Raw genomic sequence first — 23378 nt, 5'->3', positions numbered from 1 at the left:
GCCGTCTACGGCTTGGGGACTCAAATCCTGTTTCCATGACCGATTGAGCGCGACGGCCCTACCGCCATGCCGGAGTTGTGCGTCAAGGCGAGGCTTTGAGGAGGAGCCGGCCGCCCAATCCACACCTGCGTTGGCCAATCACTGCACTTCGGCCGGTGGCTCTGGCGCGGTTTGGGCGACTCACGCTACCCATCACCCCAGCCACCTCACTGCACAATGGGAATGAAATGGTTGCAGCCACCCGTGAATTGCCGGCCTCTGGTTACGCGCTTGAAGTGGACGGCCGGCTGAAGGCCGAATTTGCAACGAAAGACGGCGCCAGGGCGGGCGGCGAAGAACTAAAGAAACGTTTTCCCATGCTTCAGATCAGGATCTATGACGCGCAGACGCATGTGCGCGAGGAAATCTAGATCCGCTGATTCAAGTTTTGGCGGAGTTTGCTTGGCCAGAGCGCGTGCGGCTTCCGCCGCAGCGGGCTCTTGTAAACGGAGCCGCTTTGCGTCTCGGCCGTCCGGCGTCGATCCCTCGCGCAAGAGCTGCGGAGCTCCTTGCCGGGGGCACTCGTGAAAGGGGCTCGCCTTCGGCGATCGCTATCACTGCCCCGTTCCCGGGTGCCGCTGTTAACCGGTCTCGTCGCTGCACTCGGACCCGCGTGCCCCTTCGGGTCGCTATGCTCACGCTCTCCGGGTGCCATTTTCTGTTGATGCGATGCGCCCCTGACGCAGGCCTGGCCAGGGCCTTCGGCCCGGGCATCTCAATGCCAAGTGCCGTGAAGATCTGGGACGGACGGCGGACCGGGTCGCCCATGTCCCATTCTGAATTAGAGATTGAGAGTAAGAGCGTCGCGCGGTTTTGCCGTGACGGGTTACAGGCTGCGAGAGAGGCTCGCGGCGCCCGTCGCGGAGATCCGCGATGTCCAGATATCATCCTCGGGCGTGCGCCGGTGAGGACCGGACAAGCCTTTATGACGACATCACCAACAAGATCATCGCCGAGCTCGAGGCCGGCCGCGTGCCGTGGGTGCAACCTTGGGGCACCGCGGCAGCGAAGGCTCCCTTGGCCATACCGAAAAGCGCAGCGTCCGGCCGTCAATATAGCGGCATTAACATTTTAGTTCTCTGGGGTGCGGCGATCGAACACGGATTCACGGGTCAGAGCTGGCTTACCTTCCGCCAGGCGCTGTCGCTCGGTGGTTACGTCCGCAAGGGCGAGCGCGGCACGACCGTTGTCTATGCCGACCGCTTTGTGCCGATCGACGAAAAGCGCCGCGCGAGCGAGAACGGTGAGGAAGCGCAGGCCGTTCCGTTCCTCAAGCGCTTCACGCTCTTCAACCTCGATCAGTGCGACGGCTTGCCTGCAGAGATCGCAACGGCGGCGCCGCCTCCGCCGCCAGGCCTGATCGAGCCACGGGTCGAATACCTGATCAAGGCGACCGGCATCGACTTCCGCATCGGCGGCAACCGCGCCTTCTATGTTCCGAGTGAAGATTACGTGCAGATGCCACCGCCGCAAGCCTATTTCGAGCCGATCAATTGGCATCGAACGGCCTTGCACGAGCTGGCGCATGCCAGCGGTCATCCGTCTCGTCTCAACCGCGACCTGTCAGGCAGCTACGGTACCAGGAAGTATGCCTTCGAGGAGCTGGTTGCGGAAATCGCCTCTGCGTTCGGTTGCGCCTCGCTCGGCATCGTGCCGACGGTGCGGCACGCCGACTATATTGGCTCGTGGCTTGACGTGTTGCGCGAGGACAATCGTGCGATTGTCCGGGCCGCTTCCCAAGCCAGCAAGGTCGCGGATTATCTCCTGGGCTTTCGCCCAGAAGCTGCGGTCGATATGGAGGACCAGCAACCGGCCTGAAGTTCTGCTCGGTGGCCGCGGGTGCGAGAGTGAGAGGGCGGGCTCGTTTTCCGCGACGGGTTTGGAGGCCGAGAGAGAGGCTCCCGGCTGCCCGTCGTGGAGGATCGAGATGACGAAGGCTGTCCAAAAGATCACGATGTCCCCCTCACGAGACATTCCGTTCAACAAACTGGTGCTCAGCCAGTCCAACGTCCGGCATGTGAAGGCGGGCATTTCCATCGAGCAACTCGCCGAAAGCATCGCGCATCGTACGCTCCTGCAAAGTCTCAACGTGCGGGCGGTTCTGGACGCCGAAGCATGTTCGAAGTGCCGGCCGGAGGCCGGCGCTATCGTGCGCTGGAACTTCTCGTCAAGCAGAAGCGCATGGCCAAGACGCAAGCCGTTCCTTGTGTCGTGCGTGAGGGAGGCATCGCTGAAGACGACTCGCTCGCAGAGAATGATGAGCGGGTAGGGCTTCATCCGCTCGATCAGTTCCGAGCCTTCCAGACCTTGAGTGGCGCCGGCCTGTCCGAGGAGGATATCGCGGCTCGGCACTTCGTGACGCCGTCGTGAAACAACGACTGCGGCTGGCGTCGGTGTCGCCAAAGCTCCACGACATCTATGCCGAAGATGGCATGACGCTCGAGCAGCTCATGGCCTTCTCTGTTACGGCCGACCACGCCAGACAGGAACAGGTCTGGGAGAATGTCAGCCGATCCGGATATGACGAGCCCTATCAGATCCGGCGAATGCTCACGGAGAATACCGTGCGCGCATCCGATCGCCGCGTGCAATTCATTGGGCTGGATGCTTACGAGCAGGCTGGCGGCGGCATTTTGCGGGATCTGTTCGAGCACGATGATGGCGGCTGGCTCCAGGACGTTGCTTTGCTCGACCGTCTCGTGACAGAAAAGCTCAAGGCCGAAGCCGAGACGATTGCAGGCGAAGGCTGGAAGTGGATTTCGGTCGCCGTCGATTTCCCCTACGGCCACGCGGATGGGCTGCGTGAGGTGGAGGGTAAACCTGTCGATCTTTCCCCAGAGGAGCAGATTACCATCGACGCCCTCGAGGCCGAGCAGGCCAAGCTTGAATCCGATTATCAGGATGCCAACGGATTGCCCGATGAGGTCGATCAGCGTCTCGGCGAAATCGAGACAGCACTGATCGCGATCGAAGAGCGGCCGATGATCTACGATCCGGCCGAGATTGCCCGCGCTGGCGTCTTCGTCAGCATCGATCCCGAAGGGCGCCTCTCTGTGGACCGGGGTTACGTCCGGCCGGAGGACGATTTGTCGGCAGCCGAGCCCGATGTCGGGCAGGGCGTCGATACACAGTCGATCGAGGGGAAGGCGGGCGGTCCTTCCGTCCAGCGCACGGTCATCGCAGCGGCGGGCGGCGCTGCTGATACGGAAGAAGATGATGAGGACGGGACAAGACCTTTCCCCGATCGGCTGATCACCGAGCTGACAGCGCATCGCACACTGGCGTTGCGGGATGCGCTGGCAAAAAATCCTGCGATCGCGTTTCAAGCGGTGCTGCACAACTTCGTACTGACGGCCTTTTACCGGTTCGCATCGTCCGGTAGTTGCCTCGAGATCGGACTTCGCACGCCGACCTTTCCGGCCCAAGCGCCTGGCTTGAGGGAAAGCGCGTCCGCGAAGGCCGTTGAGGCGCGGCATGAGTCGTGGAAGGCTCGATTGCTGAAGGGCGAGAGCGATCTCTGGGATGCTCTTTCAGCCCTCGATGGCGACGCTCAGGCATCCCTGTTTGCTCACTGCGCGTCATTTGCGGTCAACGCCGTCTATGAGCCGGCTAACCGCTATAATCAGGGCCGCGTCTCCGCCCAAGGCGTCCGCACCCGACTCGACCAGGCAGATGTGCTGGCACGCGCTGTCGACCTCGACATGGTCTAGGCCGGCTGGCGGCCAACGGTCGACAACTATCTTGGTCGGGTCACCAAGCCTCGCATCCTGGAGGCGGTGCGGGAAGCAAGAGGCGAGTCTTCCGCGCAACTGATCGACCATCTGAAGAAGGCCGACATGGCCAAGGAGGCTGAGCGTCTTCTCGATGGCTCGGGCTGGTTGCCGGAGCCGCTGCGGCTCGTCGATCCCGATGCGGCATCAGGGGAGCAGGAGAGTGAAGCGGGCCCGCTGCCCGAATTCCTCGCTGATGACGAGGATCAGGAGAACGCGAGCGAGGATGACCCGCAACAGCTCGACGCGGCTGAGTGACGTCATCGAGCAGGACGGCTCCCGCTGTCCCGCGGTTGTTTGGGGACCGGTGCGCTGCGCCGGTCCCCATTCTTATTGGAAGCGGCTGAGAGGGAGAGGTGGGCCGGGAAGGGTTTGGATCGCCGTGGTCTTGAGGAGAGCGCCGGGCGGTTCGGCCCGTTCCTGCTCTCCGAAAGAACCTCTGTCATGACCGAATCTCTCGCAGGCGGCGCTGCCGCCGCGCCGCTCTCGTTGCGCGCAGCTGCAACTCTCACCTCCGCCGCCGTCAGGGCCGCGCGACAGCTCGCGATCGATCTCGAGCGCGGACGTCGCATCGATGCCGTTGTCCTGCGTAGCGCCATGGAAGCCGCCTTCGGCGGTTCCGACGCCTTCGGCGTCTGGAACTGGAAGACCGCCTATGATGTCTGCGAGGCGGCAACGGTGCTGTTTCTTCGCAAGTTCGGCCCGGCTATCCGTGTCAAGGCCGGCTCGCCGGCCGCGATGCTGCCGATGCTCGCGACAATCGCGCGCTGTCTGCCGACCCACACGCGGCGCTCCGAGGACAGCCAAGCCCTTCAACAATTCTCGACGCCAATCCCGCTTGGGCTCGCTGCATGCACCGCGGCCGGCATCACACGTTCCGACCGGGTTTTGGAGCCCTCCGCGGGGACCGGTTTACTGGCCATCTTTGCCGAGCTCGCCGGTGGCACTTTGGTATTGAACGAGTTGGCCGAGGCCCGCGCGGCATTGCTCGATCAACTGTTCGCCAACGTTGAGGTAACGCGGTTCGACGCCGCCCAGATCGACGATCACCTCGACGCGGCTGTCGTGCCGAGCGTCGTCCTGATGAATCCGCCGTTCTCGGCATTGGCGAACGTCGATCGACGGATGGCGGACGTGGCTTTCCGGCACGTCGCCTCAGCCTTGGCGCGGCTTTGCGACGGCGGTCGTCTGGTCGCCATTACCGGCGCGAGCCTTACGCCGGATAACCCGGCATGGCGAGACGCCTTCGTTCGCCTCCAGGAGCGCGGGCGGGTGGTGTTTTCTGCCGCCATCGATGGCGCGGTCTACGCGAAACATGGAACGCACACCGACACAAGGCTGCTCGTGATCGACAAGCGGCCTGCCGCAGATCCGAAGATCTTTGAGGCCTCGCTGGGCATGGCGGGCGATGTCGCCACCTTGCTCAACTGGGTGATCCAGCATGTGCCTCCAAGGCTGCCCGTCGCCACTCCTGTCGTGGTCGACGTCATCAGACGTCCCGCGGCGTCGCGGCTGGCAGGTGCCTTTGCAGCACAGCCGTCGTCCACTTCAAAAGATGGCGCGCCAGAGGGCGTCGAACTCACCTACGAGACGGTCGAGTGGACACCTCCGGAAAGCGCTCGATTAACCGACGCGCTTTATGAGGAATATGGATTGCAGGCGATCCGTATTCCGGACGCGCATGCGCATCCGACCAAACTCGTGCAGTCCGCCGCGATGGCCTCGGTCGCGCCGCCGAAGCCGTCTTACCGGCCCCACCTGCCGGCCAAACTCGTGGCGGATGGCATCCTGTCCGACGCGCAGCTCGAGAGCGTCATCTATGCCGGCGAGGCGCATTCCGAGTATCTTGTGGACTCCTGGACGGTGGATGCGACCTTTGATGTTGTGGCGGCCGCACGCGACGATGCAGATAATGCCGTCCGCTTTCGCCGGGGCTGGTTCCTGGGCGACGGCACCGGTGCGGGCAAGGGGCGGCAGGTCGCGGGCATCCTGCTCGACAACTGGCTCAAGGGCCGCCGCCGCGCAGTCTGGATCAGTAAGTCCGACAAGCTGATCGAAGACGCGCAGCGCGACTGGTCCGCGCTCGGCTTGGAGCGATTGCTCGTGACGCCGCTGTCCCGGTTTCGCCAGGGCGCAGCGATCAGGCTCGCGGAAGGCGTCCTATTTACCACCTACGCTACGCTGCGAACCGACGAACGCGGCGAAAAGCTTTCGCGCGTTCGGCAGATCGTCGAATGGTTGGGCTCCGAATTCGACGGAGTGATTGTCTTCGACGAGAGCCACGCGATGCAGAACGCGGCAGGCCAGAAGGGCGAGCGCGGCGACCAGGCGGCCTCTCAGCAGGGGCGTGCCGGCCTGAGGCTCCAGCACGCCCTGCCCAATGCCCGCGTCGTCTATGTCTCCGCAACCGGTGCCACCACCGTGCACAATCTGGCCTACGCTCAGCGGTTGGGTTTGTGGGGAGGTACGGATTTCCCGTTCGCCACCCGCGCCGAGTTCGTCGAGGCGATCGAGGAGGGCGGCGTCGCGGCCATGGAAGTGCTCGCGCGCGACCTCAAGGCGCTCGGTCTCTACGCGGCCCGCTCGCTCTCTTACGACGGCGTCGCGTACGAGCTCGTCGAGCACCAGCTCGCACCAGAGCAGGTTCGGATCTACGACGCGTACGCCGGAGCGTTCAGCGTCATCCATAACAATCTCGATGCCGCGATGCGGGCCGCGAACATCACCGGCAAGACCGTCACGCTGAACGGCCAGGCCAAATCGGCCGCGCGATCCGCGTTCGAGAGCGCCAAGCAGCGTTTTTTTGGTCACCTGCTGACCTCGATGAAGACGCCATCGTTGATCCACTCGATCGAACGCGATCTTGACGCCGGCCACGCCGCCGTCATCCAGATCGTTTCGACCGGCGAGGCGCTCATGGAGCGCCGCCTCGCTGAGATTCCGACCGAGGACTGGGGCGACGTCCAGGTCGACATCACCCCACGCGAATATGTCCTCGACTATCTCGCCCATTCCTTTCCGGTTCAGCTCTACGAGCCCTTCACCGATCAGGACGGTAGTCTCTGCTCCCGGCCCGTCTATCGCGACGGCCAGCTGGTCGAGAGCCGGGACGCTGTCGCTTGCCGCGACCGCCTCATCGAGAAGCTCGCTTCGCTGCCGCCGGTGCCTGGGGCGCTCGATCAGATCGTCCAACGCTTTGGTACCGATATGGTCGCCGAAGTGACCGGCCGCTCACGCCGCATCGTTCGCAAGGGCGACCGGCTGGTGGTCGAAAACCGGGCCGGCTCGGCCAACCTCGCGGAGACCTCGGCCTTCATGGACGACGTCAAGCGCATTCTCGTGTTCTCCGACGCGGGCGGCACGGGGAGGAGCTACCATGCCGAGCTGTCGGCGCGGAATCGCCGCCTGCGGGTCCATTACCTGCTCGAGCCCGGCTGGAAGGCGGACGCCGCGATCCAGGGGCTCGGCCGGACCAACCGGACCAACCAGGCGCAGCCGCCGCTGTTTCGACCCATTGCGACCGACGTGAAGGCCGAAAAGCGCTTTTTGAGCACCATTGCGCGGCGGCTCGACACGTTGGGCGCCATCACGCGCGGCCAGCGCCAGACCGGAGGGCAGGGCCTGTTTCGGCCCGAGGACAATCTCGAGAGCCAGTATGGCCGCGACGCGTTGCGCCAACTCTACACGCTGCTGGCGCGCGGCAAGGTCGAGGGCTGCTCGATCGAGCGGTTCGAGGATGCGACCGGCCTGAAGCTCACGGATGCCAACGGGCTCAGGGACGACCTGCCGCCGATCACGACTTTCCTGAACCGCTTGCTGGCGCTCACAATCGAGCTTCAGAATATCCTGTTCACCGTGTTCGAGCAGCTCTTGACCGCTCGGATCGAAGGCGCGGTTGCCTCAGGCACCTATGACCTCGGGCTGGAAACGCTCCGCGCCGAGAGCTTTGTCGTCACCGACCGGCGCACGATTTACGTCCATCCCGGCACTGGCGCCGAAACCCGGCTTCTCACGGTCACCCAGCGCCAGCGTAATCACCCAGTAAGCCTGGATGATGCACTTGCTCGTTTCTCCGATCACCATTCCGTCCTGCTAATCAATGAGCGCTCGGGACGAGCCGCCGTGCAGGTCGCGGCGGCGAGCGCCATGCTCGACGGCGAGATCGAGCGGCGCGTCCGCCTGATCCGGCCGGTGGAGCAGCATAACATTCCCTTGAACATGATGGCAGAGAGCCATTGGGTGGAAGCAGATCGTGAGCGCTTCGCCGCGGCCTGGCTGGCAGAGCTTGACGAGGTCCCCGAGTACACGGACAGCACGATCCAAATCGTGGCTGGCTTGCTGCTCCCGATCTGGAAGCGGCTGCCAAACGAATCGACCCGCGTCTACCGGCTCCAGACCGATGCGGACGAACGCGTCATCGGCCGCAAGGTGTCGGCCTCCTGGGTCGCGAACGCCCTCGCGACGGACGCGCCGGCGTTGACGCCGGACACTGCCTTTGCCGCGCTGATGGAGGGACGGACCGTCCTCGAGCTTACGGAGGGGCTCCAGCTTCGCCGTGTCCGGGTGATGGGCGCACACCGCATCGAACTGGCGGGCTTCAACGACACCATGCGCGATCGCTTGCGGGCCTACGGCCTCTTTGGAGAGATCATCTCCTGGAAGCTGCGCATGTTCGTGCCTGCGGATGCAAGCGGTCTCGAGGTCTTGTCGAAGGTGCTCGACCACTATCCGGTCGCGCGCATCAGTGAGCGGGAGGCCGCCTGATGCCCCGCGATGCTAGCGACCTGGCACGCCGCCTCGCGCGCGAGGCCGAGGCGGTATGCCGGCATTATCTCTCCCATGGCAAACGGGCGGGGCGGTACTGGCTGGTCGGCGACGTCCACAACACGCCGGGCCGCTCACTGTTCGTGCGGCTCCAGGGATCGCCGAAGCGGCCGCCTGGCAAGTGGACCGATGCGGCGACCGGAGAACATGGCGACCTCCTCGACATCATCCGCGAAAGCCTGGGTCTGCGAGACTTCCGCGAGGTCGCCGAGGAAGCGAGGCGGTTTCTGAGGCTGCCTCGTTCAGAGCAGCAATCGGCCCCGAAACCCGTTCGTTCGCTCGTTCCGATCGGGTCGCAGGAATCCGCGCGTCGGCTCTTCGCGATGTCCAGCCCCATCGAAGGCACGGCGGTCGAAACCTATTTGCGGCGTCGTGGGATAGTCCGCATCCCCCATGGGGGCAGCCTTCGCTTCCACCCACGTTGCTACTATCGGCCCGATGAATACCTGGCGACCGAAACTTGGCCGGCGATGATCGCCCGCGTCACGGATCTCGAAGGCAGGATCACCGGCGCACACCGCACCTGGCTCGATCCGAACGGCTTTGATCGCATTCGGCTCGGCAAGGCCCCGGTCGACACACCGCGACGGGCCATGGGCGACCTTCTCGGCAATGCCGTTCGCTTCGGCGTTGCGGACGACGTGCTCGCTGCCGGCGAGGGGATCGAGACCATGCTGTCGTTGCGCTACGTGCTCCCGACGATGCCGATGGCGGCTGCGCTTTCAGCCAATCATCTTTCAGCCATGTTGCTGCCGTCTGGCCTGCGCCGGCTCTACATCGCCCGCGATGCCGATGCCGCCGGGGATGCGGTACAGGCTATTCTCACCCAGCGCGCAGCAGACGCCGGCATTGAAGCGATCGCGCTGTTGCCCCAGTTGGGCGACTTCAACGAGGATCTGCACATCTTCGGTCCCGATGTCCTCCGAACAGCGTTGCGGCTTCAGCTCGTGCCAGAGGACGTCGTTCGCTTCCTGCATTCATCGACGGCGGTTGCGGAATAGCTTCCGGTCTTCGATCGATGCTGCCAGGCCGGTCATAGGCGAGACCAATACCGGAAGAGGGGCCGCGACCTCGGCCTTCTAGAGGGCGATCGGACGGCAAGCGGCCCGGGCCGGCAATGGCTGCGTCCGGCTATTTTCCGCCGCGCGCCGGCGATGTGAGGGCACATCAAACGTTTGGCCAACGCGCTTTGCATCGCGAAGCAAAATAGCCGCCCTTCGCCATCCTCCGCTGTCGCTTCGGCCCTTTCGGGTTCTGGCCCGTTCCGCCTGCCGTCAGAGGATCGCCACGAAGGCCGCGATGGTCGCGGCCGATCCGGCAAAGGACCTCTTCCCATGACCGACCATGACGACATCGAACCGCCGCATGCCTCGTCTCCAACGGACCACGTCCTCACCGAATTACAGCTCTTCGGCTATCGTCCCTTTGACGACCAGCCCGATCCACGGCCGCTTCCGGAGGGCAAGATGATCGTCGGCGCCGTGGTCGATATCTTTGACGCCCTTGTTGCGACCCTGAACGACACGCGGCTTGAGCCGGACCTTGACGATCTGCTCTGGTCGACCGTCAATCTGTTCCATCGTGCCGTGGACCGCATCCAACGCCAGCTCGACGACAACGAACAGGCGCAGCACAGGAGCCAGCGCGAGCAGAACGGCTCGGAAGTGCGATCGGTCGAACTCGAACGCCTGACGGCGGAAGGCATTACGCTGATCGAGCGGCGCAATTGCCTGGAACTGTTCCGCGACCAGGCCATCGAGCGATTTGAGGCCCACTTCGGTTCAGCGTGGCGCCCGCGGTCAGGATCATTGCTCAATCACCGCACGCTCACCGCGGCAGTAATCGACTCCCGCGACTTCATCGCGGCCAAGCGTCGCTCCGAGACTGAGGTCATGCTCCCACCAGGTCCGAAAATCGCACTCACCGGTGGGCTCGACTTCAATGACCACCTCCTCATCTGGGATCGCCTCGACAAGGTTCACGCCAAGCATCCCGACATGGTCCTGCTCCATGGCGGCTCTCCGAAAGGAGCCGAACTGATCGCCTCGAAATGGGCGACCAATCGCAAGGTGCCACAGATCGCCTTCAAGCCCGACTGGACCAAACATGCCAACGCAGCGCCCTTCAAGCGCAACGATGCATTGCTCGAGATTTTGCCAATCGGCGTCATGCATTTCCCGGGCACGGGAATTCAGGACAATCTCGCCGACAAGGCGAAGCGGCTCGGAATCCCCGTCTGGAAGTTCGGCGGCGCGTGAGCGCCGTCTTGCTGGCCTCTAAGACGACCAAGGTGGAGTTGCACGCCGCAACTCCGCCTCGTTTCGATATTAGGTCCGAAGCCGTGCCGCGGTGGTGGTGGAAGGCGCGACTAGTACATCTATGCATTGGAGCCACCGCCATGCTCGCCCTTGGCTTGTCCTCAACACATTCGGCATCGGGTTGTTCTGCTGGCTGATCTTGGCGCTGGCGGTGTATGCGCTGCCGTTTTTCGTCGCGCTCAGTGTCGGGATGTTGGCATTTCGTGATGGCGCGGGCGTCGTCGGCGCACTGCTTATCGGAATTTCTTCTGGCGCGCTCACGCTTGCCGCTGGTCAGGTCGCCGTCGCCGTTAGTCGGTCCTTGACCTTGCGCGTCGCGATCGCATCCGTATTTGCGATCCCTGCGGCAATCGCTGGCTATCATGTGATGTTTGCCCTGTCGCAGCTTGGGGTGCCTTCGCCGGTTTGGCGCGAGGCCTTTGCTTGCGTAGGTGCGGTTTGCATCGGCGGCACGGCATGGGCGCGCTTGACCGTTTTCGCGAAGACCCGCCCGTTGGAGACGGGTGGGGCGGTGGAGAATATGCCTGCACCACTTCTCACAGCCGCCAGGCGTGAGCGATGACGCTTCGTCGCCGTCATCAATCGAGCAAGACCGCGGGGCGCGTTACGTTGAACAAGGGGTCGTCGAGCTTGAGCGAGAGGTAACCGCACTTCTCCTCGGAGCGCTTTAAGCAAGCCGAACCAATCTCTGTCTGGTCCACATAGTTGCAGTGGAGCGGCGCGCCGCGCTCGATCATTCTTTCCGGGACGATACCGCCCCTTGCGGCAGATTGTTTCTCTTTGTGCGTCGAACCGTACCGACGCTTGTTCAGCACAACCGAGATTTGCCAAGTCTTCTCCGTAAGATTGGGGTTCGGCACGCGGACGCACGTGGCCTCTTTGATGGCTTGATCTGACCGAAGACCGGCTTCGCCTCGATCGTCTGAGCCGCAACGCCGTTGTCGCGACTTTCTTCCCCTGGGCTTGCGCCCATTCCTCGCGAGGCAAGAAAGTCGCTCCAACGGCGTCCTCCGCTGTGCTTCGGCCCGCAAGCGGGTGCGTCGCCGATCGTCCTCGGCCTGCCGTCGCCATCGAGGCCGCGGTGGTCGCGGGCTCGAAACACAAACAGGAGAAGAGACATGGCCAACATCGGTTCATTCAAGAAAGTCGGCAACGATTTCCAGGGCGAGATCGTCACCCTTAGCCTGCAAGCCAAGGGCGTCCGTATCGTCGCCGAGACCAATCGATCCAACGACAACGCTCCCAGCCACCGCATCTATGTGGGCCGAGCAGAGATTGGGGCAGCCTGGTCGAAGCGCTCCGAAGAGGGCCGCGACTACCTCTCGCTCAAGCTCGACGACCCCTCATTCAACGCGCCGATCTACGCAAACCTGTTCGACGACGAAGGGGGTCAAGGCTACACGCTCCTGTGGTCGCGGCCGCGCAAGAACGGTGAGTAAACTCGGCTCATCCAGGCCCCGCCCGACAGATCGGGCGGGGCTTCCTCGTCCGGCGCAAGCGCTCCGGTCAAGTCGGACTGACGCTCGAGGAAACTGGCCGTCAGTCGCTGCCGTCGCCTCAACCGATATTCTTCAAGCAGTCACTCGCTACCAGGTGCTTCTCATAAAGGGAGCCCTGGAGCGGGCACACACTGCCCCCGAACTAGATCGGTCCGGCAGGTGGCGCAAAACCGTTCGGCCGTGAAGGAACGGCGGCGGCCTTCGCACCGTCCTGTCCGTCAAGTCGACCGTCCGTGATGCCAAGTGAGGACCGGCTCGACGAGCTGCTGCCCGAAGTCGCGGACGCGCGGAGGGGTTATCATGGTAATGTATGGCCTTCTCGCCGCGCAATTTCGGTGCCCGATCAGGCACTCGGAATCGCTCATACCAGCGGAGCGCTTAACGCTTTGTTTACCTGGTTTTGGCGGCCTCGATTCGGTGCGCGAAGGCTCCTTCGTACGAAGGTTTGGCGCTTGCCGAGTCGTCTCGGAGTCAATCGGGGCAACTATAAATTTAGCCGGATAGGGTGGCCGCGACTCATCCTATAGGTCGGGCCTTGCGCAAACGCGCGCGCATTATGGAGCCGACGATGGCGGACCCCTTCAGGGCGTTTCCCGAACCGCAGGCGGTCGCGCTGAGGCGTATTTGTCTCGCCCGAGCGGCTGTTTGCCTGTCGGCGCTGACCTCGACGGCGGTGCTGTTGTCGAAGGTGATGTCCACCGTGATCGGCGGATTCAACTGAGGCGAAGGAGCCAATTCGCACGCAGGCTTGCGCATCCTGCATCGAACCATCCCAAAATGAAAAGCCGGACTGCATAGCGCAAAACCGCGCCTGCGGTCCGGCTTAGCCATTGGCGTTGTACGCCTCCGCCAAAGCGACTGGATGCGGTTTCGCGTGAGCTTGAAAACCGCGGTGGACGCCCTGGTTAGAAGCGAGGCAGGTCAGGGAAAAGACCTACTTCTTTTTCTTCTTGGCTTTTTTCGCGGTGGTCTTCTTCGCCGTCTTTGCCGTCTTCGCTTTCTTGGCCATGAGCCCTCCGTCAATCCAGTGAAGCAAATCAATCAACGTGCAGACCTTGGAATCGGCATGCACGGTAGAGACTGTAGCATCGAATTTGTTGGATTGACATTGAGACGTCACGCTTGCGCTGGTTCTGGCTTTTGAGTCGCTCTTCGATCCGAGCTCGTGCATTGGCAAGAGCATCACCCCACGATCAGCGCTCGCAACGGCGGCGTGCCTTCCGTGGGCTTTCTTTACCGGGCAAGCAGGCGAGGAGCCGTCGTCCGTTGCGCCGCTGGGATCGGCGCAGGGCCGGATCCGCTGAGGCTAGGATAGCGGCAAGGATTTTGTCAGCCTGTCGCTTCCTGGTCGCGCGGCCAGTCATAACGCGGGCGTCTTTGCCCTGACCGGGAGTCTGGTGGATTGACGTCGGGCGGTCCCGCGAGAGCAGCTCGTCGGGGGCCGCGCTCCTGCCTCATTTGGCCGGAACGATCCGGGAAAGCACTTTGCTGGGGCGCAATTTGAATCCTTCGGTGAGTTCGACGCCTGGTCGCTCCGATGATCGGGCCGCTTCCTGCGGTCGCGCCGACTATGACGGCGGCGATTGGGCGTGGGAGTTCTTACGGCGGAATCCCGACTACATTGCTGACTGGCGAAGCTCCGTACCCAAGCATTTGCCGTGCATCACCCTGAGCGACGGGACAAAGCTGTTGCGGCTCAGGCGACGATTCCTGCGCGCAGAGGAGTGGGGACTACACGCCTTTGCCGATCCAAGACTCTGCGCTCAAAAGACAAATGTGTTCTGGCATGCCAACGCCTTGAAGCGGGTGGTAAGGGTGAATGCGAAGAGGCCGACCGAAGGCGAAGGGGCGACAGTGCGTCGGCTGGCCGACTTCAACGCCCATCGGCAGGCCGTCATCAATGCCGATGGCGTTCCGCTGGTCATGATGAAGCGCAATGGCATTTGCGTTCCCGTCGAAATCAGCGGTCTTTCCACCCTGACAGCGCCATTTGTCCCGGTCATTGAACTGCATGACCTCGACGACCTCCCAGCTCAAACCGAGCTCTTGAAGCGTCTGCAACGCTTCACCGACGCCGATTTTAGAGCGATTCAAAAGCCTTCCTTTGCGAGCGATGAACGACTTCATCACGCCCTCATCGCGCTCGATGAGAGCCTGAAGGGCAAGACGTACCGACAGATCTCAATTGCGATCTTCGGAGAGAAGAAAGTTACTGAGGAATGGCACGGTCATAGCCAATTCTTGCGTGATCGCACCCGGCGCCTTGTTGCCAAGGGCGCCGAATTGATGAAGGGCGGCTATCGCGATCTTCTGGGCTGATCGAATTTTCCGTTTTCTTTTGGACGAATTTTCCTCGCGCGGGATGGCGAAACAGAAGCTTCCATCTTCGCCACTCCCCAAAACGCCTGCGATCTGACGACGCTTCTTCTCGCATTCTCTGGTTGTGCTGAGTGCGGGAAGGGAAGCGTTGGATGACCACGAAAACTGACGACAAGGAACCGGACAAGCCGTTCCTCAACACGGTGGAGGCGGCCACCTGGCTGCGGCTCACCAAGAATACGCTGGAGAAGATGCGGGTGCAGGGGCGGGGACCCGTCTACCGCAAGCACGGACGCTACGTCCGCTATCACATCGAAGACCTCGTGGAATGGTCTCATGCGAGCAAGAGGAGGTCGACCTCCGATGCCGATTGATCGCAAAAGACTGCGGCGCCAGGCCACCACTCTGTCGGCCATGTGCGCCGGCATCATCACGCTACTGATATCGTCCGCGCCCGCGGTACCGCTTCTGATCTACAATGCTACTGGCAGCGCGCCGCTTGGCTTCTACTATCTGGAGCAGCGGCTGCCGGCGCGCGGCGAACTCGCGGTCTTCAAGCCACCCCCTGGGATCGAACTCCTCATCATCGCGCACCAGATCTTGCCCGTCCCCGTGCCCCTTCTGAAGCGGGTCGAGGCGATCGGCGGAGACGAGATCTGCCGCGCCAAAACGCCGATCGGCACCATTTCCATCAATGGCAAGATCGTCGCCGAGGTTCTCGATAAGGATCCGGAAGGGCGACCTCTGCCTGCCTGGGAGGGCTGCATGAGACTGATGGAGGGGGAATATTTCCTGCTGCAGCCGCACCCGCATTCGTTCGATTCCCGATATTTCGGGCCGGTCTTGCGGTGCGATATCCTGGGCGTGGCAAGGCCGCTATGGACGTGGAATCCGGAGGGATAGCCAAGACCCGACCGAACTGGCTGAAGACCCTGCCGGCCTCTTCAGCCAGTTCGTCCCCCGATGAACTTCTCGCAGGTTCGCCCCTCAGGGCGGATACAACCAATACTGTACATGCTGCTTGTCCGGCATCAGTCGAAGTGTCGGTGTTCGCATATCGGGAGCCAGGTGCCCCAGTGATCGCAGCAAATGTCCGACATCGTCCAGGACAACGCGACTGGTTGAAAACGTGCTGTGGTTGAGACCAAACATGTCGTCTCCAACTGCAGTCACGTCGATCGTCTCGATGCCAGGAAATATGCTCGGACCGGTCGGTCCGACGTATCCTATGCGTGTGCCAAAGGTCTTATCGCCCGACGCAAGCAAGGCCTTGTCGGCGGACGACGCATAGAGCGTGATGTTTTTGGCTACGGAGCGTATCTGATCACCCTTGCTCAGATAGACGTTCTTGTCCACGTCGGGGGCTGCCATGACCAATTCCGATATCCCGATGGGAGACTTGGCCAGTGCGAGTTGTTGCAACGCATTGACCAAGATCTGATTGCCCATACTGTGCGCGACCACATAGACGTTTTTCTTGCCGATGTCGGAAGACACAAGTTGGAGAAGTTGTGCAAGGTGAGGGGAGGCCGCCTCTGCGCTCTCACGATCCTTGTCGTACTTGAACATATTGCCGGCCGATGGCCATGAGAACACCACCACCGTGCCCGCGAAATTCGCGTCAAAGGCAATCTGCGCAGCCCTGAAGATCGCATCTGTGAAAGAGACGTTGTATCCGTGTATGAACAGCATGATGCTGTCGGAATCGGTCTTCAACTGATCGACTAACGCGCTGCGATCGAGTGTCGCTATTGCCTTGACCCGGAAAGCGTTCGCATCGGATTCCGCCTCGACACCAAGCTTGTACCACTTGAATTTGGGGCGTTCGACGTTGCCGATGACGTGAATGGTTGGGATGCTCACTACGGCATAACCATAGGTGAGTTGCAGAGTGGGCTCGTCGGTAAATGATGCTTCTGTCAACGGCCCGGCCGGCAGCGTTCGATCCGTAGCAAAGTAGACGGGTTGCAGGCTCTTCATATCGGCGGTCGGGACCAGCGGCTTACCCCAAATCTCAATGTTCTTTGGATCGCTGGGCGGCGGAATATTCACCCATGCGCCGGTGTCAGTGGGAGCCTTTTGCCCGGTGATCGAGGCGATGGTCTTCGAGCCCAGGATGTTCGAATACTGGCTAAAGGGACCACTGGTAGAGCTGCTTTTTGCCCGATTGAAGCTCGTGACGTCAGAAGGGACCCTAGTCATCTTCGTTAGAGTGGGCGATGTATCCTGCAGCCACTGGATATCGGCACTCTTCCCAACCGGAGCGGTGCGGAAGACGGGTTTCTCGGGTATCCGGAGCCCCACAATCCAATCCTGTGCGTCCGACTGGCTTTCGATCGAGCCGAACAGGGTGCAAATACGTTTGGCGATGTCGCGATTGTCGAGCGAGAGGGCGACACATTTGCCGTCTGCCGTGCAGCGGTTTACGCACTCGCTCAGTCCATCAAGAGCCGAAACAAGATAGGCACCAAGGAAGGTTCCCGTCGGAATCCGCTTGTTGCATGCAAGCGTGAAACCTGCCGCGGAGACCTGCGCCAGCGGTGTCTTGCAAGTTGTCTGTGGGATGGTGACGGAAGGTGCAGGGAGCGTCTGCGCAGGCTTATCCTGTGCCATAACGGAGTTGATGGCCGGCAGAGCGAAGATGGTCGCTATGACCAGTGTTTTCCAGCGCGACGCCATGGCTCTTGTTCCTCCACTGCGGACGTCTTGATTGAAAACCAAGACATTCACCAAGTCATGCACGAGACCAGACGCGTGGCCAAGAGTTCTCGGTCGTCCTGGTATGCTACGGAAGCCGTTGAAGACTGCGTATTCCGCTCAGTTGCGTGCCCAAGTTGTTGAGGAGCTGTTGCTGAAGCACGCGGTTTGCGCCTGCGAAAGTCGATGGCGGCGCGGCTTGGTGCGATTTGAAGGGTGTTCCCGCGTTCTTGCCCACTGCAAAGCCGAAGCTGAGCTTGTCGGTATTGACCCTGGAGACGGACGCCAAATTGCCAGGACCAACGAAATGAGTGAGGGTCCAAGTCGGGCCCGCGGAATTAAGGTTTCGGGTCAAAACGAAGTTGACGATTCCTCCGAACTCTCCACCCGACGGCGACAGATCCGCCTTTTCGACCATGTCCGGCGTCTCAAGTGCGGCCGTCACGATACGCTTCAAGCCCAGATTGCCCGCAAGGTTCGTATCCATGGCCGGGCAGATGGAAAGGTCCCTATCCTGATCCCACCGATGAGCGAGATCTCTCATGGAGTAAGTCAAGTTGATGTTGAGCGTATCCTCGCGGGATTGGTTGACATTGGCTCCCAAATTGAAGGCGAAATTGCCATAGGGGAGATTGAAGGAAGGCGCCAACCCGCCGGTATCGTTGACGTCCAAGCTCAGCAGCATCGCCACTTCGTAGTCGAAGCCAAGCAGGAGCTTCCGATGCTTATATGGCTGAGGCACGTCATCGCGGATAAGGTCGATGAGCTCGCACTTTATACGTTGCACGATGGTGCCGGTCGAGGGCGCACCATGCATGTCGCTGGGGACATCGAAGTTCGGCGGGATCGCAGCGCACCCTGATAGCACAATCGAAATGCTCCAAACGAAGAGACGGAATAGAGGGCCGCAAAGCATAGCGCCAACCCTATGGTGAGCGTTTTGACGTCGCCGTGTACCGTGCCCTTTGTGACTTCATTGAGGGCAGACCGAGCCGGGTATTACGGTGCGACCGAAGCCGCCGATGGTTTTTGCGAGGTTCTGGCAGGCATCATTCGTCATGCGGTTGTAGCAATAGTCCTCCCGATCCGTGCCCGGAAAAACGATGAGGCACATGCCCGTGGCCGCCGGTGCCGCTCCGCCGGACGAAGCGTGCATGGATGCTGCTACGGCGTCTATTTCTGCCCGGCTGGGCGGCGTTCTGAACTGGTTGAGGACCGCGTGATAGCCCCACCGCATCTTATCAAAGAGCGAAAAATCGTTGTCTGGCATTGGCTGCTCCCCCAAGCGGCAATGGCCGAAAAGGGCAGCGTAACCATAGGTAGAAGATTTGCAAGGGCATTCACTCAATGTTGGTAGATGGCGGAGGAATAGGAAGCTAGCAAATTGGCGAAGCCACCGCGCCAGGCGGCTTCAGCTCGTTCAACAGCGTGGCGGGATCGTCAAAAACCCGCGCCAGTTGCCTCGGAGAAAGGGCCTTGGTCGACTGCACGGCGCAGGTCTTCACGTAGCCGTCGCGAACCAGAAAATAGTCGCAATAGGCCAACGCGATCACCGCATGCATGAGGTCAATGCCGTCAGAAGCCTGCGGCTTTCGGCGCGGATCGGCGGTGCGCAACACCGTCATGGCGTCCTCGACGGCCAGCGATGGGCAGGCATCAAAGAACTCGTCGTGGTGCAGCTCGCAGTAGTCGAGCAACCGCCTTTTTTGCGCAGCTGAGACTGCTTTGCCGTCGGGATCCGCGTCTGGAATGAGGTTCGTGATCCAGGCCTTGAAGATGGCGCTATGGCGAGCCTTGAAAGCCTTCCGGTCGATCATCTGTAGCCGGCGCAAGGCGTCCGGCGCCAGCTTCTTGTTCTCTTCAATCCGCGCAAAATCGACACCGTCGATGAAACCTCGCGCGGTTAGGCCCAAGCGTACTCTTGATCCGGAGAGATACCCGTCGACCACGGAAAGGTGCGGCGTGAACACGCAAAGCTCATCCGGCGTTGCGCCGAAATGGCTGGTCCAGAAATCGCTTGATCTCCTGGCGCTGAACTGCGACGCGCTCCACGATCCACAATGGATTGTTGCGCTCGAGGAAATTGAGCCTTCGCTCCTGCTGCTTCCGGTCGGTCGCGCTGCCGATCTCAATCAAATTCCAGACGGAAACCGCCAGCCGGACACCGCCGGAAGCGACGACGGCGTCGAGCTGCGGCCAGTGCGCCTCATGCGCAATGACGCTGTGGTCAAGATAGAGATAAGGCCGAGGCGACGACATCCAGCCCGTTTCGCAGAAGGCGATTGGGAGGCAAGATAAAAGCACTGGCGCTTGAGCGCCCTTAAGCCGTTGTCTGCACATCCAAGAGTTAGCGCCACCGCAGGCTGCGATGTCGCCAATTCGGCCCCAAGGCAATGCTGTCGTTCGTTGATTGCGTCTGCGACTTGGCGGTCGCTCATTGGCTTCACATATGCGCGGTCTTCGCAGCGGGAGGCCGGGTCATGAACGGCGTCGATGACGACGAATTCGAAGCCAAGCTCGGCCGAATCGGCAATCGCAGAGCCTGGAAAGCTACCAGCTATCTGCGGCGCGTACGTCAGGCGGCAGACAAGGCCGGCGTCAGTTCGCGCCGTGCGTCGAACTTCTCCGGTGGCCGAATAGGTCGGGGGCACGCGCAAGGCACGGTGCTGGCCAGGTCGGCGAGAGCCAAGGGCCAGCGCCGGGTCGTGATCAAGGCGCGCATCGTGCGCATCAAGGCCGGCAATGCCGGCGCCGTTCGGGCCCATCTGCGCTATGTGCAGCGCGACGGCGTCACGCGGGACGGTGAGCCGGGTGAGCTCTACGATGCCGCCAACGATCGTGCCGACGGCAAGGCCTTCACGGAACGGAGCGAGGGAGATCGCCACCAGTTCCGGTTCATTGTGGCGCCCGACGATAGCGCGGAACTCTCCGACCTGAAGTCCTTCGTCCGCGACCTGATGCAACAGATGGAGAGTGACCTCGGCACCAGGCTCGACTGGGTCGCAGCTGATCATTTCAACACGGGGCATCCTCATAGTCATATCGTGCTGCGCGGAAGGGATGACGAAGGGCAGGACCTCGTGATCGCCCGCGATTATATCTCTCACGGCCTGCGGGCGCGGGCCGCCGATCTCGTCACACGGGAGCTCGGTCCAGAGACGGAAATCGAGGTCACACGCAAGCTCCAGCAGGAGGTGATAGCCGAGCGGTTCACGCGCCTTGACCGGGCCATCCTGCGCGATGCGCCGGATGGCGCCCTTGAACTCAGCGCGACGCCGGCAAGAGATCCTGTCTGGCAAGCCGCCCGGATGGGGCGGCTACGAGCGCTCGAGCGGATGGGACTTGCGGAAGAGACCGGCCCCGGACAGTGGCGGATCGATGCCGCCCTCGAGGCAAAGCTCAGGCGCATGGGCGAGCGGGGCGATATCATCAAGATCATGCATCGCGAGCTTGCCGCGGCTGGACTGTCGCGGGCCCCTGGCGGCTACAGGATCTTCGATCCAGGACGGAGCAACCAACGGCTGGTCGGGCGTGTCGTCGGTGAGGGATTTGCGGACGAGCTGAGGGAGCGCCGCTATGTCGTCGTGGATGGCATCGACGGGCAGACGCACTTTGCGGAGATCGGCAGCCTCTCCAATCAGGATGAGCCACCGGTCCGGAACACGATTGTCGAGCTCAGCTCTCGCGCCGCGGAGCCGCGCCAGATCGATCGAACCATCGCGGAGATCGCCGCCGCCAATGACGGCCGTTACAGCGACCACCTTCATCGCCAGTTCGACTCCAAGGCCTCAAGCGAGTATGTCGCATCCCATGTGCGGCGTCTGGAAGGGATGCGGCAGGAGGGCATGGTCAGCAGGCTCAGTGACGGGACTTGGGCCGTGGGTGAAGATCACCTTGATCGAGCGCTTCAGTATGAGAGCCGCCAGCGCGCCCGCCATCCCGTGCGGCTTGCCGTGCTGTCATGGCAGAGGCTTGAGGATCTCCCGCAAGCGGTGGGCGCGACCTGGCTCGATCGTCAGCTTGTCGCCAAGACGCGCGAGGTGCTGGGGCCGAGCGGAATGGGTGCTGAGGTCGAGGCGGCCATGCGGGTGAGACGGCAATGGCTGATCGAGCGGGGGCTTGCGCGCGAGCAGGATGGTCAGGTGCGCTACGCGCGGGATCTGTTGCGGACGCTTGAGGCGCGTGAACTCAGGCAGACGACTGCGGAGATTGCGGCGCGAACCGGACTTGAGCATCTCGACATCAAGGCCGGCGACAGTTTCACAGGCGTCTACCGGCGCATGCTGACGCTGAACAGCGGCCGCTATGCCCTGATCGAGCGGTCGCATGACTTCGTACTGGTGCCCTGGCGGCCGGTGCTGGAGAGGGCGCGCGGACAGTTGGTCACCGGCAACGTGGGCGGTGAGGGCATATCCTGGTCGATCGGCATCAGGCGCGGGATCGGACGTTAAGGACGCTGGCTGCCGGCGGGAGCCAGCTCACTTCTTCGGCGAGGCGGTTCGCGCAAAGCTCTCGCAATCGCGTGCAACGCGCTGAAACTCTTGATGGTTATACTGTCTTCGCGAGATTGGCATAACTCGCGGTGGGGCTTCCGCCCGCGGACCGGTGGCTGCAAGGGTGGACAATGATCGCCGGGAAAGCTGGCGGTCCAGGGGATGCGCTCGCCGCAACCAACGGCATTCAAGCGACAAGCGAATAAGTTGTGCTTCGGCCCCCGCCCTCGTCCTTGGCGAGAATGCCCTGATCAACGAGGTCCTGGATGTCGCGCAAGGCTGTGTCGGGCGAGCACTTTTCGATTCTGGCCCATTTGCTCGATGTCAGCTTGCCCTCGAACCCGTCCAGCAGGCGGTTCAACATATCGCGCTGCCGCTCATTGATCCGGGCTGTGGCATGCCGTTTCCAGAAGTCGGCTTTTTCAAGCACCGCTGCGAGAATGGTCTCAGCTCCTGTGAAGGCGCGGTCGAGGCAGCCCAGGAACCACTCAAGCCACGGCGTGACGTTGAGGTCGCCCTTCTGAGTGCTCTCCAGCATGTCGTAGTAGGTCTTCCGCTCGCTGCGTATCTGAGCCGACATGCTGTAGAAGCGCTGCGGAATTCCTTCAGAGCGGGCAAGGGACATGTCGGCGATGGCGCGCGCGATACGTCCATTGCCGTCCTCAAAAGGATGGATGGTCACGAACCAGAGATGCGCGATCGCGGCTTTGATTACGGGATCGATCTTCTCCTCGGTGTTGTACCATTTCAGGAACGTGGTCATTTCAGCATCGAGCTTTTCGGCGACTGGGGCTTCGTAATGGACGCGCTCACGACCATAATCGCCGGAGACAACCTGCATCGGACCCGCCGACGCATCCCGCCAGGCTCCGACCGCGATCTTCTTCAGGTTGCTGCGGCCTGTCGGAAAGAGCGACGCATGCCAGCCGAACAGCCTTTCCGCAGTAAGCTCGGCTTTGAACTTCTGCGTGGCGTCGAGCATCATCTCGACAACGCCTTCGACATTACGGTCTGCCGACGGCAAGGCGCCCGCGTCCATGCCGAGGCGACGCGCAAGCGAAGAGCGCACCGCATCCTTGTCGAGTTTCTCTCCCTCGATTTCGCTGGACTTGAGGACTTCCTCCGTCAGGGTGGTCAGGACAGCTTCTTCCTGCTGTGCGAAACCCAGGGTCTGCATCCGTCCTATCAGCTGGCCCTGTCGAAGCCGGACACCCGCGAGCAGCTTCGCTAGGGCATCAGCATCCCAGGAAAAGTGAGGCCAGTCAGGTAGTTGGTGGATATATCGCGGCATTCTCCGCACTCCTTGCGGAGAATATGGCGGCTATTCTCCGCATCCGCAAGGGAGTTCGCCGCAATTTATGCGGAGAATAGAGCGGCTGTTCTCCGCATCGCGCCGGGGACTATGGTTGCGGTTTCCCT

General features: G+C 62.0%; 20 protein-coding genes and 1 pseudogene. 13 read left to right on the top strand and 8 right to left on the bottom strand.

The window, feature by feature from the left end; translation table 11 throughout:
• Window positions 1–227 precede the first annotated feature (227 nt).
• The 7 genes and pseudogenes from IVB27_RS33500 (at window position 228) to IVB27_RS33470 (ending at window position 11513) form a co-directional block, all read left to right on the top strand.
• A complete protein-coding gene (locus IVB27_RS33500) occupies window positions 228–410 on the top strand; it encodes a hypothetical protein (RefSeq protein ID WP_247447053.1) in 183 nt (60 codons plus the stop codon).
• 502 nt (window positions 411–912) lie between these two features.
• Entirely contained in the window at window positions 913–1857 is a 945-nt protein-coding gene (locus tag IVB27_RS33495; protein WP_247447052.1) for an ArdC family protein, read from the top strand.
• 109 nt (window positions 1858–1966) lie between these two features.
• A pseudogene (locus IVB27_RS33490) lies at window positions 1967–4067 on the top strand (ParB/Srx family N-terminal domain-containing protein).
• 186 nt (window positions 4068–4253) lie between these two features.
• Complete coding sequence (locus tag IVB27_RS33485; protein WP_247447051.1) at window positions 4254–8573, top strand: strawberry notch-like NTP hydrolase domain-containing protein; 4320 nt, start codon at window positions 4254–4256, stop codon at window positions 8571–8573.
• Window positions 8573–9634: a DUF7146 domain-containing protein gene (locus IVB27_RS33480; protein ID WP_247447050.1), complete on the top strand. Its 1062-nt coding sequence runs from the start codon at window positions 8573–8575 to the stop codon at window positions 9632–9634. The genes IVB27_RS33485 and IVB27_RS33480 overlap by 1 nt, the downstream gene beginning before the upstream one ends.
• Before the next feature lie 333 nt (window positions 9635–9967).
• The gene (locus IVB27_RS33475; RefSeq protein WP_247447049.1) at window positions 9968–10891 is read left to right on the top strand and encodes a DUF2493 domain-containing protein; all 924 of its coding nucleotides are present in this window, start codon (window positions 9968–9970) and stop codon (window positions 10889–10891) included.
• 121 nt (window positions 10892–11012) lie between these two features.
• Window positions 11013–11513, top strand: coding sequence for a hypothetical protein (locus tag IVB27_RS33470; RefSeq protein WP_247447048.1), 501 nt, complete (start codon window positions 11013–11015; stop codon window positions 11511–11513).
• 16 nt (window positions 11514–11529) lie between these two features.
• Here the strand turns inward: IVB27_RS33470 and IVB27_RS33465 are convergent, their stop codons facing one another.
• On the bottom strand, window positions 11530–11811 hold the full coding sequence (locus IVB27_RS33465; RefSeq protein ID WP_247447047.1) for a DUF736 family protein: 282 nt from the start codon (window positions 11809–11811) through the stop codon (window positions 11530–11532).
• 258 nt (window positions 11812–12069) lie between these two features.
• Here IVB27_RS33465 and IVB27_RS33460 point away from each other — a divergent pair, with 258 nt between their 5' ends.
• Both IVB27_RS33460 and IVB27_RS33455 read left to right on the top strand, forming a co-directional pair.
• Window positions 12070–12390, top strand: a complete 321-nt coding sequence (locus IVB27_RS33460; RefSeq protein ID WP_247447046.1) for a DUF736 domain-containing protein — start codon at window positions 12070–12072, stop codon at window positions 12388–12390.
• A gap of 628 nt (window positions 12391–13018) precedes the next feature.
• Complete coding sequence (locus IVB27_RS33455; protein WP_247447045.1) at window positions 13019–13171, top strand: hypothetical protein; 153 nt, start codon at window positions 13019–13021, stop codon at window positions 13169–13171.
• Window positions 13172–13384: 213 nt separating this feature from the next.
• Here IVB27_RS33455 and IVB27_RS33450 read toward each other — a convergent pair whose 3' ends face one another.
• Complete coding sequence (locus tag IVB27_RS33450) at window positions 13385–13621, bottom strand: hypothetical protein (protein ID WP_247447044.1); 237 nt, start codon at window positions 13619–13621, stop codon at window positions 13385–13387.
• A 314-nt stretch (window positions 13622–13935) separates the two neighbouring features.
• Here IVB27_RS33450 and IVB27_RS33445 point away from each other — a divergent pair, with 314 nt between their 5' ends.
• The 3 genes from IVB27_RS33445 (at window position 13936) to IVB27_RS33435 (ending at window position 15672) form a co-directional block, all read left to right on the top strand.
• Window positions 13936–14769 (top strand): DUF2285 domain-containing protein, encoded by an 834-nt coding sequence (locus IVB27_RS33445; RefSeq protein WP_247447043.1) that lies wholly within the window; start codon window positions 13936–13938, stop codon window positions 14767–14769.
• Window positions 14770–14921: 152 nt separating this feature from the next.
• Window positions 14922–15143, top strand: coding sequence for a helix-turn-helix domain-containing protein (locus tag IVB27_RS33440; RefSeq protein WP_247447042.1), 222 nt, complete (start codon window positions 14922–14924; stop codon window positions 15141–15143).
• Complete coding sequence (locus IVB27_RS33435; protein ID WP_247447041.1) at window positions 15133–15672, top strand: S26 family signal peptidase; 540 nt, start codon at window positions 15133–15135, stop codon at window positions 15670–15672. The genes IVB27_RS33440 and IVB27_RS33435 overlap by 11 nt, the downstream gene beginning before the upstream one ends.
• Window positions 15673–15756: 84 nt before the next feature.
• On the opposite strand, the gene IVB27_RS33430 is transcribed toward IVB27_RS33435, so the two are convergent.
• The 5 genes from IVB27_RS33430 to IVB27_RS33410 form a co-directional block, all read right to left on the bottom strand.
• Window positions 15757–17448, bottom strand: a complete 1692-nt coding sequence (locus tag IVB27_RS33430) for an alpha/beta hydrolase (protein WP_247447040.1) — start codon at window positions 17446–17448, stop codon at window positions 15757–15759.
• A gap of 106 nt (window positions 17449–17554) precedes the next feature.
• Window positions 17555–18283 carry a hypothetical protein gene (locus IVB27_RS33425; protein ID WP_247447039.1) on the bottom strand — a complete coding sequence of 243 codons (729 nt, stop codon included), beginning with the start codon at window positions 18281–18283 and terminating at the stop codon, window positions 17555–17557.
• 156 nt (window positions 18284–18439) lie between these two features.
• Window positions 18440–18736 carry a hypothetical protein gene (locus IVB27_RS33420; RefSeq protein ID WP_247447038.1) on the bottom strand — a complete coding sequence of 99 codons (297 nt, stop codon included), beginning with the start codon at window positions 18734–18736 and terminating at the stop codon, window positions 18440–18442.
• A 106-nt stretch (window positions 18737–18842) separates the two neighbouring features.
• A complete protein-coding gene (locus tag IVB27_RS33415) occupies window positions 18843–19436 on the bottom strand; it encodes a hypothetical protein (protein WP_247447037.1) in 594 nt (197 codons plus the stop codon).
• A gap of 7 nt (window positions 19437–19443) precedes the next feature.
• Complete coding sequence (locus tag IVB27_RS33410) at window positions 19444–19725, bottom strand: PIN domain-containing protein (RefSeq protein ID WP_247447036.1); 282 nt, start codon at window positions 19723–19725, stop codon at window positions 19444–19446.
• Between the two features lie 221 nt (window positions 19726–19946).
• On the opposite strand from IVB27_RS33410, the gene rlxS reads away from it, so the two are divergent.
• Window positions 19947–21917, top strand: coding sequence for a relaxase/mobilization nuclease RlxS (gene rlxS, locus IVB27_RS33405; protein WP_247447035.1), 1971 nt, complete (start codon window positions 19947–19949; stop codon window positions 21915–21917).
• Between the two features lie 229 nt (window positions 21918–22146).
• On the opposite strand, the gene IVB27_RS33400 is transcribed toward rlxS, so the two are convergent.
• Complete coding sequence (locus IVB27_RS33400; protein WP_247447034.1) at window positions 22147–23250, bottom strand: Fic family protein; 1104 nt, start codon at window positions 23248–23250, stop codon at window positions 22147–22149.
• Window positions 23251–23378 lie beyond the last annotated feature (128 nt).

It is taken from the genome of Bradyrhizobium sp. 197 (assembly GCF_023073375.1).
GTDB lineage: Bacteria > Pseudomonadota > Alphaproteobacteria > Rhizobiales > Xanthobacteraceae > Bradyrhizobium.
The sequence above is the reverse complement of the archived record's forward strand: the minus strand, read 5'-3'. Positions and strand labels throughout refer to the sequence as shown.

What these genes read in the sequence shown, in the direction of transcription:
- IVB27_RS33460 (WP_247447046.1), top strand. Translation starts at nt 12,070, where the DNA reads ATGGCCAACATCGGTTCATTCAAGAAAGTCGGCAACGATTTCCAGGGC.
- IVB27_RS33440 (WP_247447042.1), top strand. Translation starts at nt 14,922, where the DNA reads ATGACCACGAAAACTGACGACAAGGAACCGGACAAGCCGTTCCTCAAC.
- rlxS (WP_247447035.1), top strand. Translation starts at nt 19,947, where the DNA reads ATGAACGGCGTCGATGACGACGAATTCGAAGCCAAGCTCGGCCGAATC.
- IVB27_RS33410 (WP_247447036.1), bottom strand. Translation starts at nt 19,725, where the DNA reads ATGTCGTCGCCTCGGCCTTATCTCTATCTTGACCACAGCGTCATTGCG.
- IVB27_RS33495 (WP_247447052.1), top strand. Translation starts at nt 913, where the DNA reads ATGTCCAGATATCATCCTCGGGCGTGCGCCGGTGAGGACCGGACAAGC.
- IVB27_RS33450 (WP_247447044.1), bottom strand. Translation starts at nt 13,621, where the DNA reads ATGCACGAGCTCGGATCGAAGAGCGACTCAAAAGCCAGAACCAGCGCA.
- IVB27_RS33455 (WP_247447045.1), top strand. Translation starts at nt 13,019, where the DNA reads ATGGCGGACCCCTTCAGGGCGTTTCCCGAACCGCAGGCGGTCGCGCTG.
- IVB27_RS33420 (WP_247447038.1), bottom strand. Translation starts at nt 18,736, where the DNA reads ATGCCAGACAACGATTTTTCGCTCTTTGATAAGATGCGGTGGGGCTAT.
- IVB27_RS33500 (WP_247447053.1), top strand. Translation starts at nt 228, where the DNA reads ATGGTTGCAGCCACCCGTGAATTGCCGGCCTCTGGTTACGCGCTTGAA.
- IVB27_RS33435 (WP_247447041.1), top strand. Translation starts at nt 15,133, where the DNA reads ATGCCGATTGATCGCAAAAGACTGCGGCGCCAGGCCACCACTCTGTCG.
- IVB27_RS33430 (WP_247447040.1), bottom strand. Translation starts at nt 17,448, where the DNA reads ATGGCGTCGCGCTGGAAAACACTGGTCATAGCGACCATCTTCGCTCTG.
- IVB27_RS33400 (WP_247447034.1), bottom strand. Translation starts at nt 23,250, where the DNA reads ATGCCGCGATATATCCACCAACTACCTGACTGGCCTCACTTTTCCTGG.
- IVB27_RS33480 (WP_247447050.1), top strand. Translation starts at nt 8,573, where the DNA reads ATGCCCCGCGATGCTAGCGACCTGGCACGCCGCCTCGCGCGCGAGGCC.
- IVB27_RS33425 (WP_247447039.1), bottom strand. Translation starts at nt 18,283, where the DNA reads ATGCATGGTGCGCCCTCGACCGGCACCATCGTGCAACGTATAAAGTGC.
- IVB27_RS33470 (WP_247447048.1), top strand. Translation starts at nt 11,013, where the DNA reads ATGCATTGGAGCCACCGCCATGCTCGCCCTTGGCTTGTCCTCAACACA.
- IVB27_RS33485 (WP_247447051.1), top strand. Translation starts at nt 4,254, where the DNA reads ATGACCGAATCTCTCGCAGGCGGCGCTGCCGCCGCGCCGCTCTCGTTG.
- IVB27_RS33475 (WP_247447049.1), top strand. Translation starts at nt 9,968, where the DNA reads ATGACCGACCATGACGACATCGAACCGCCGCATGCCTCGTCTCCAACG.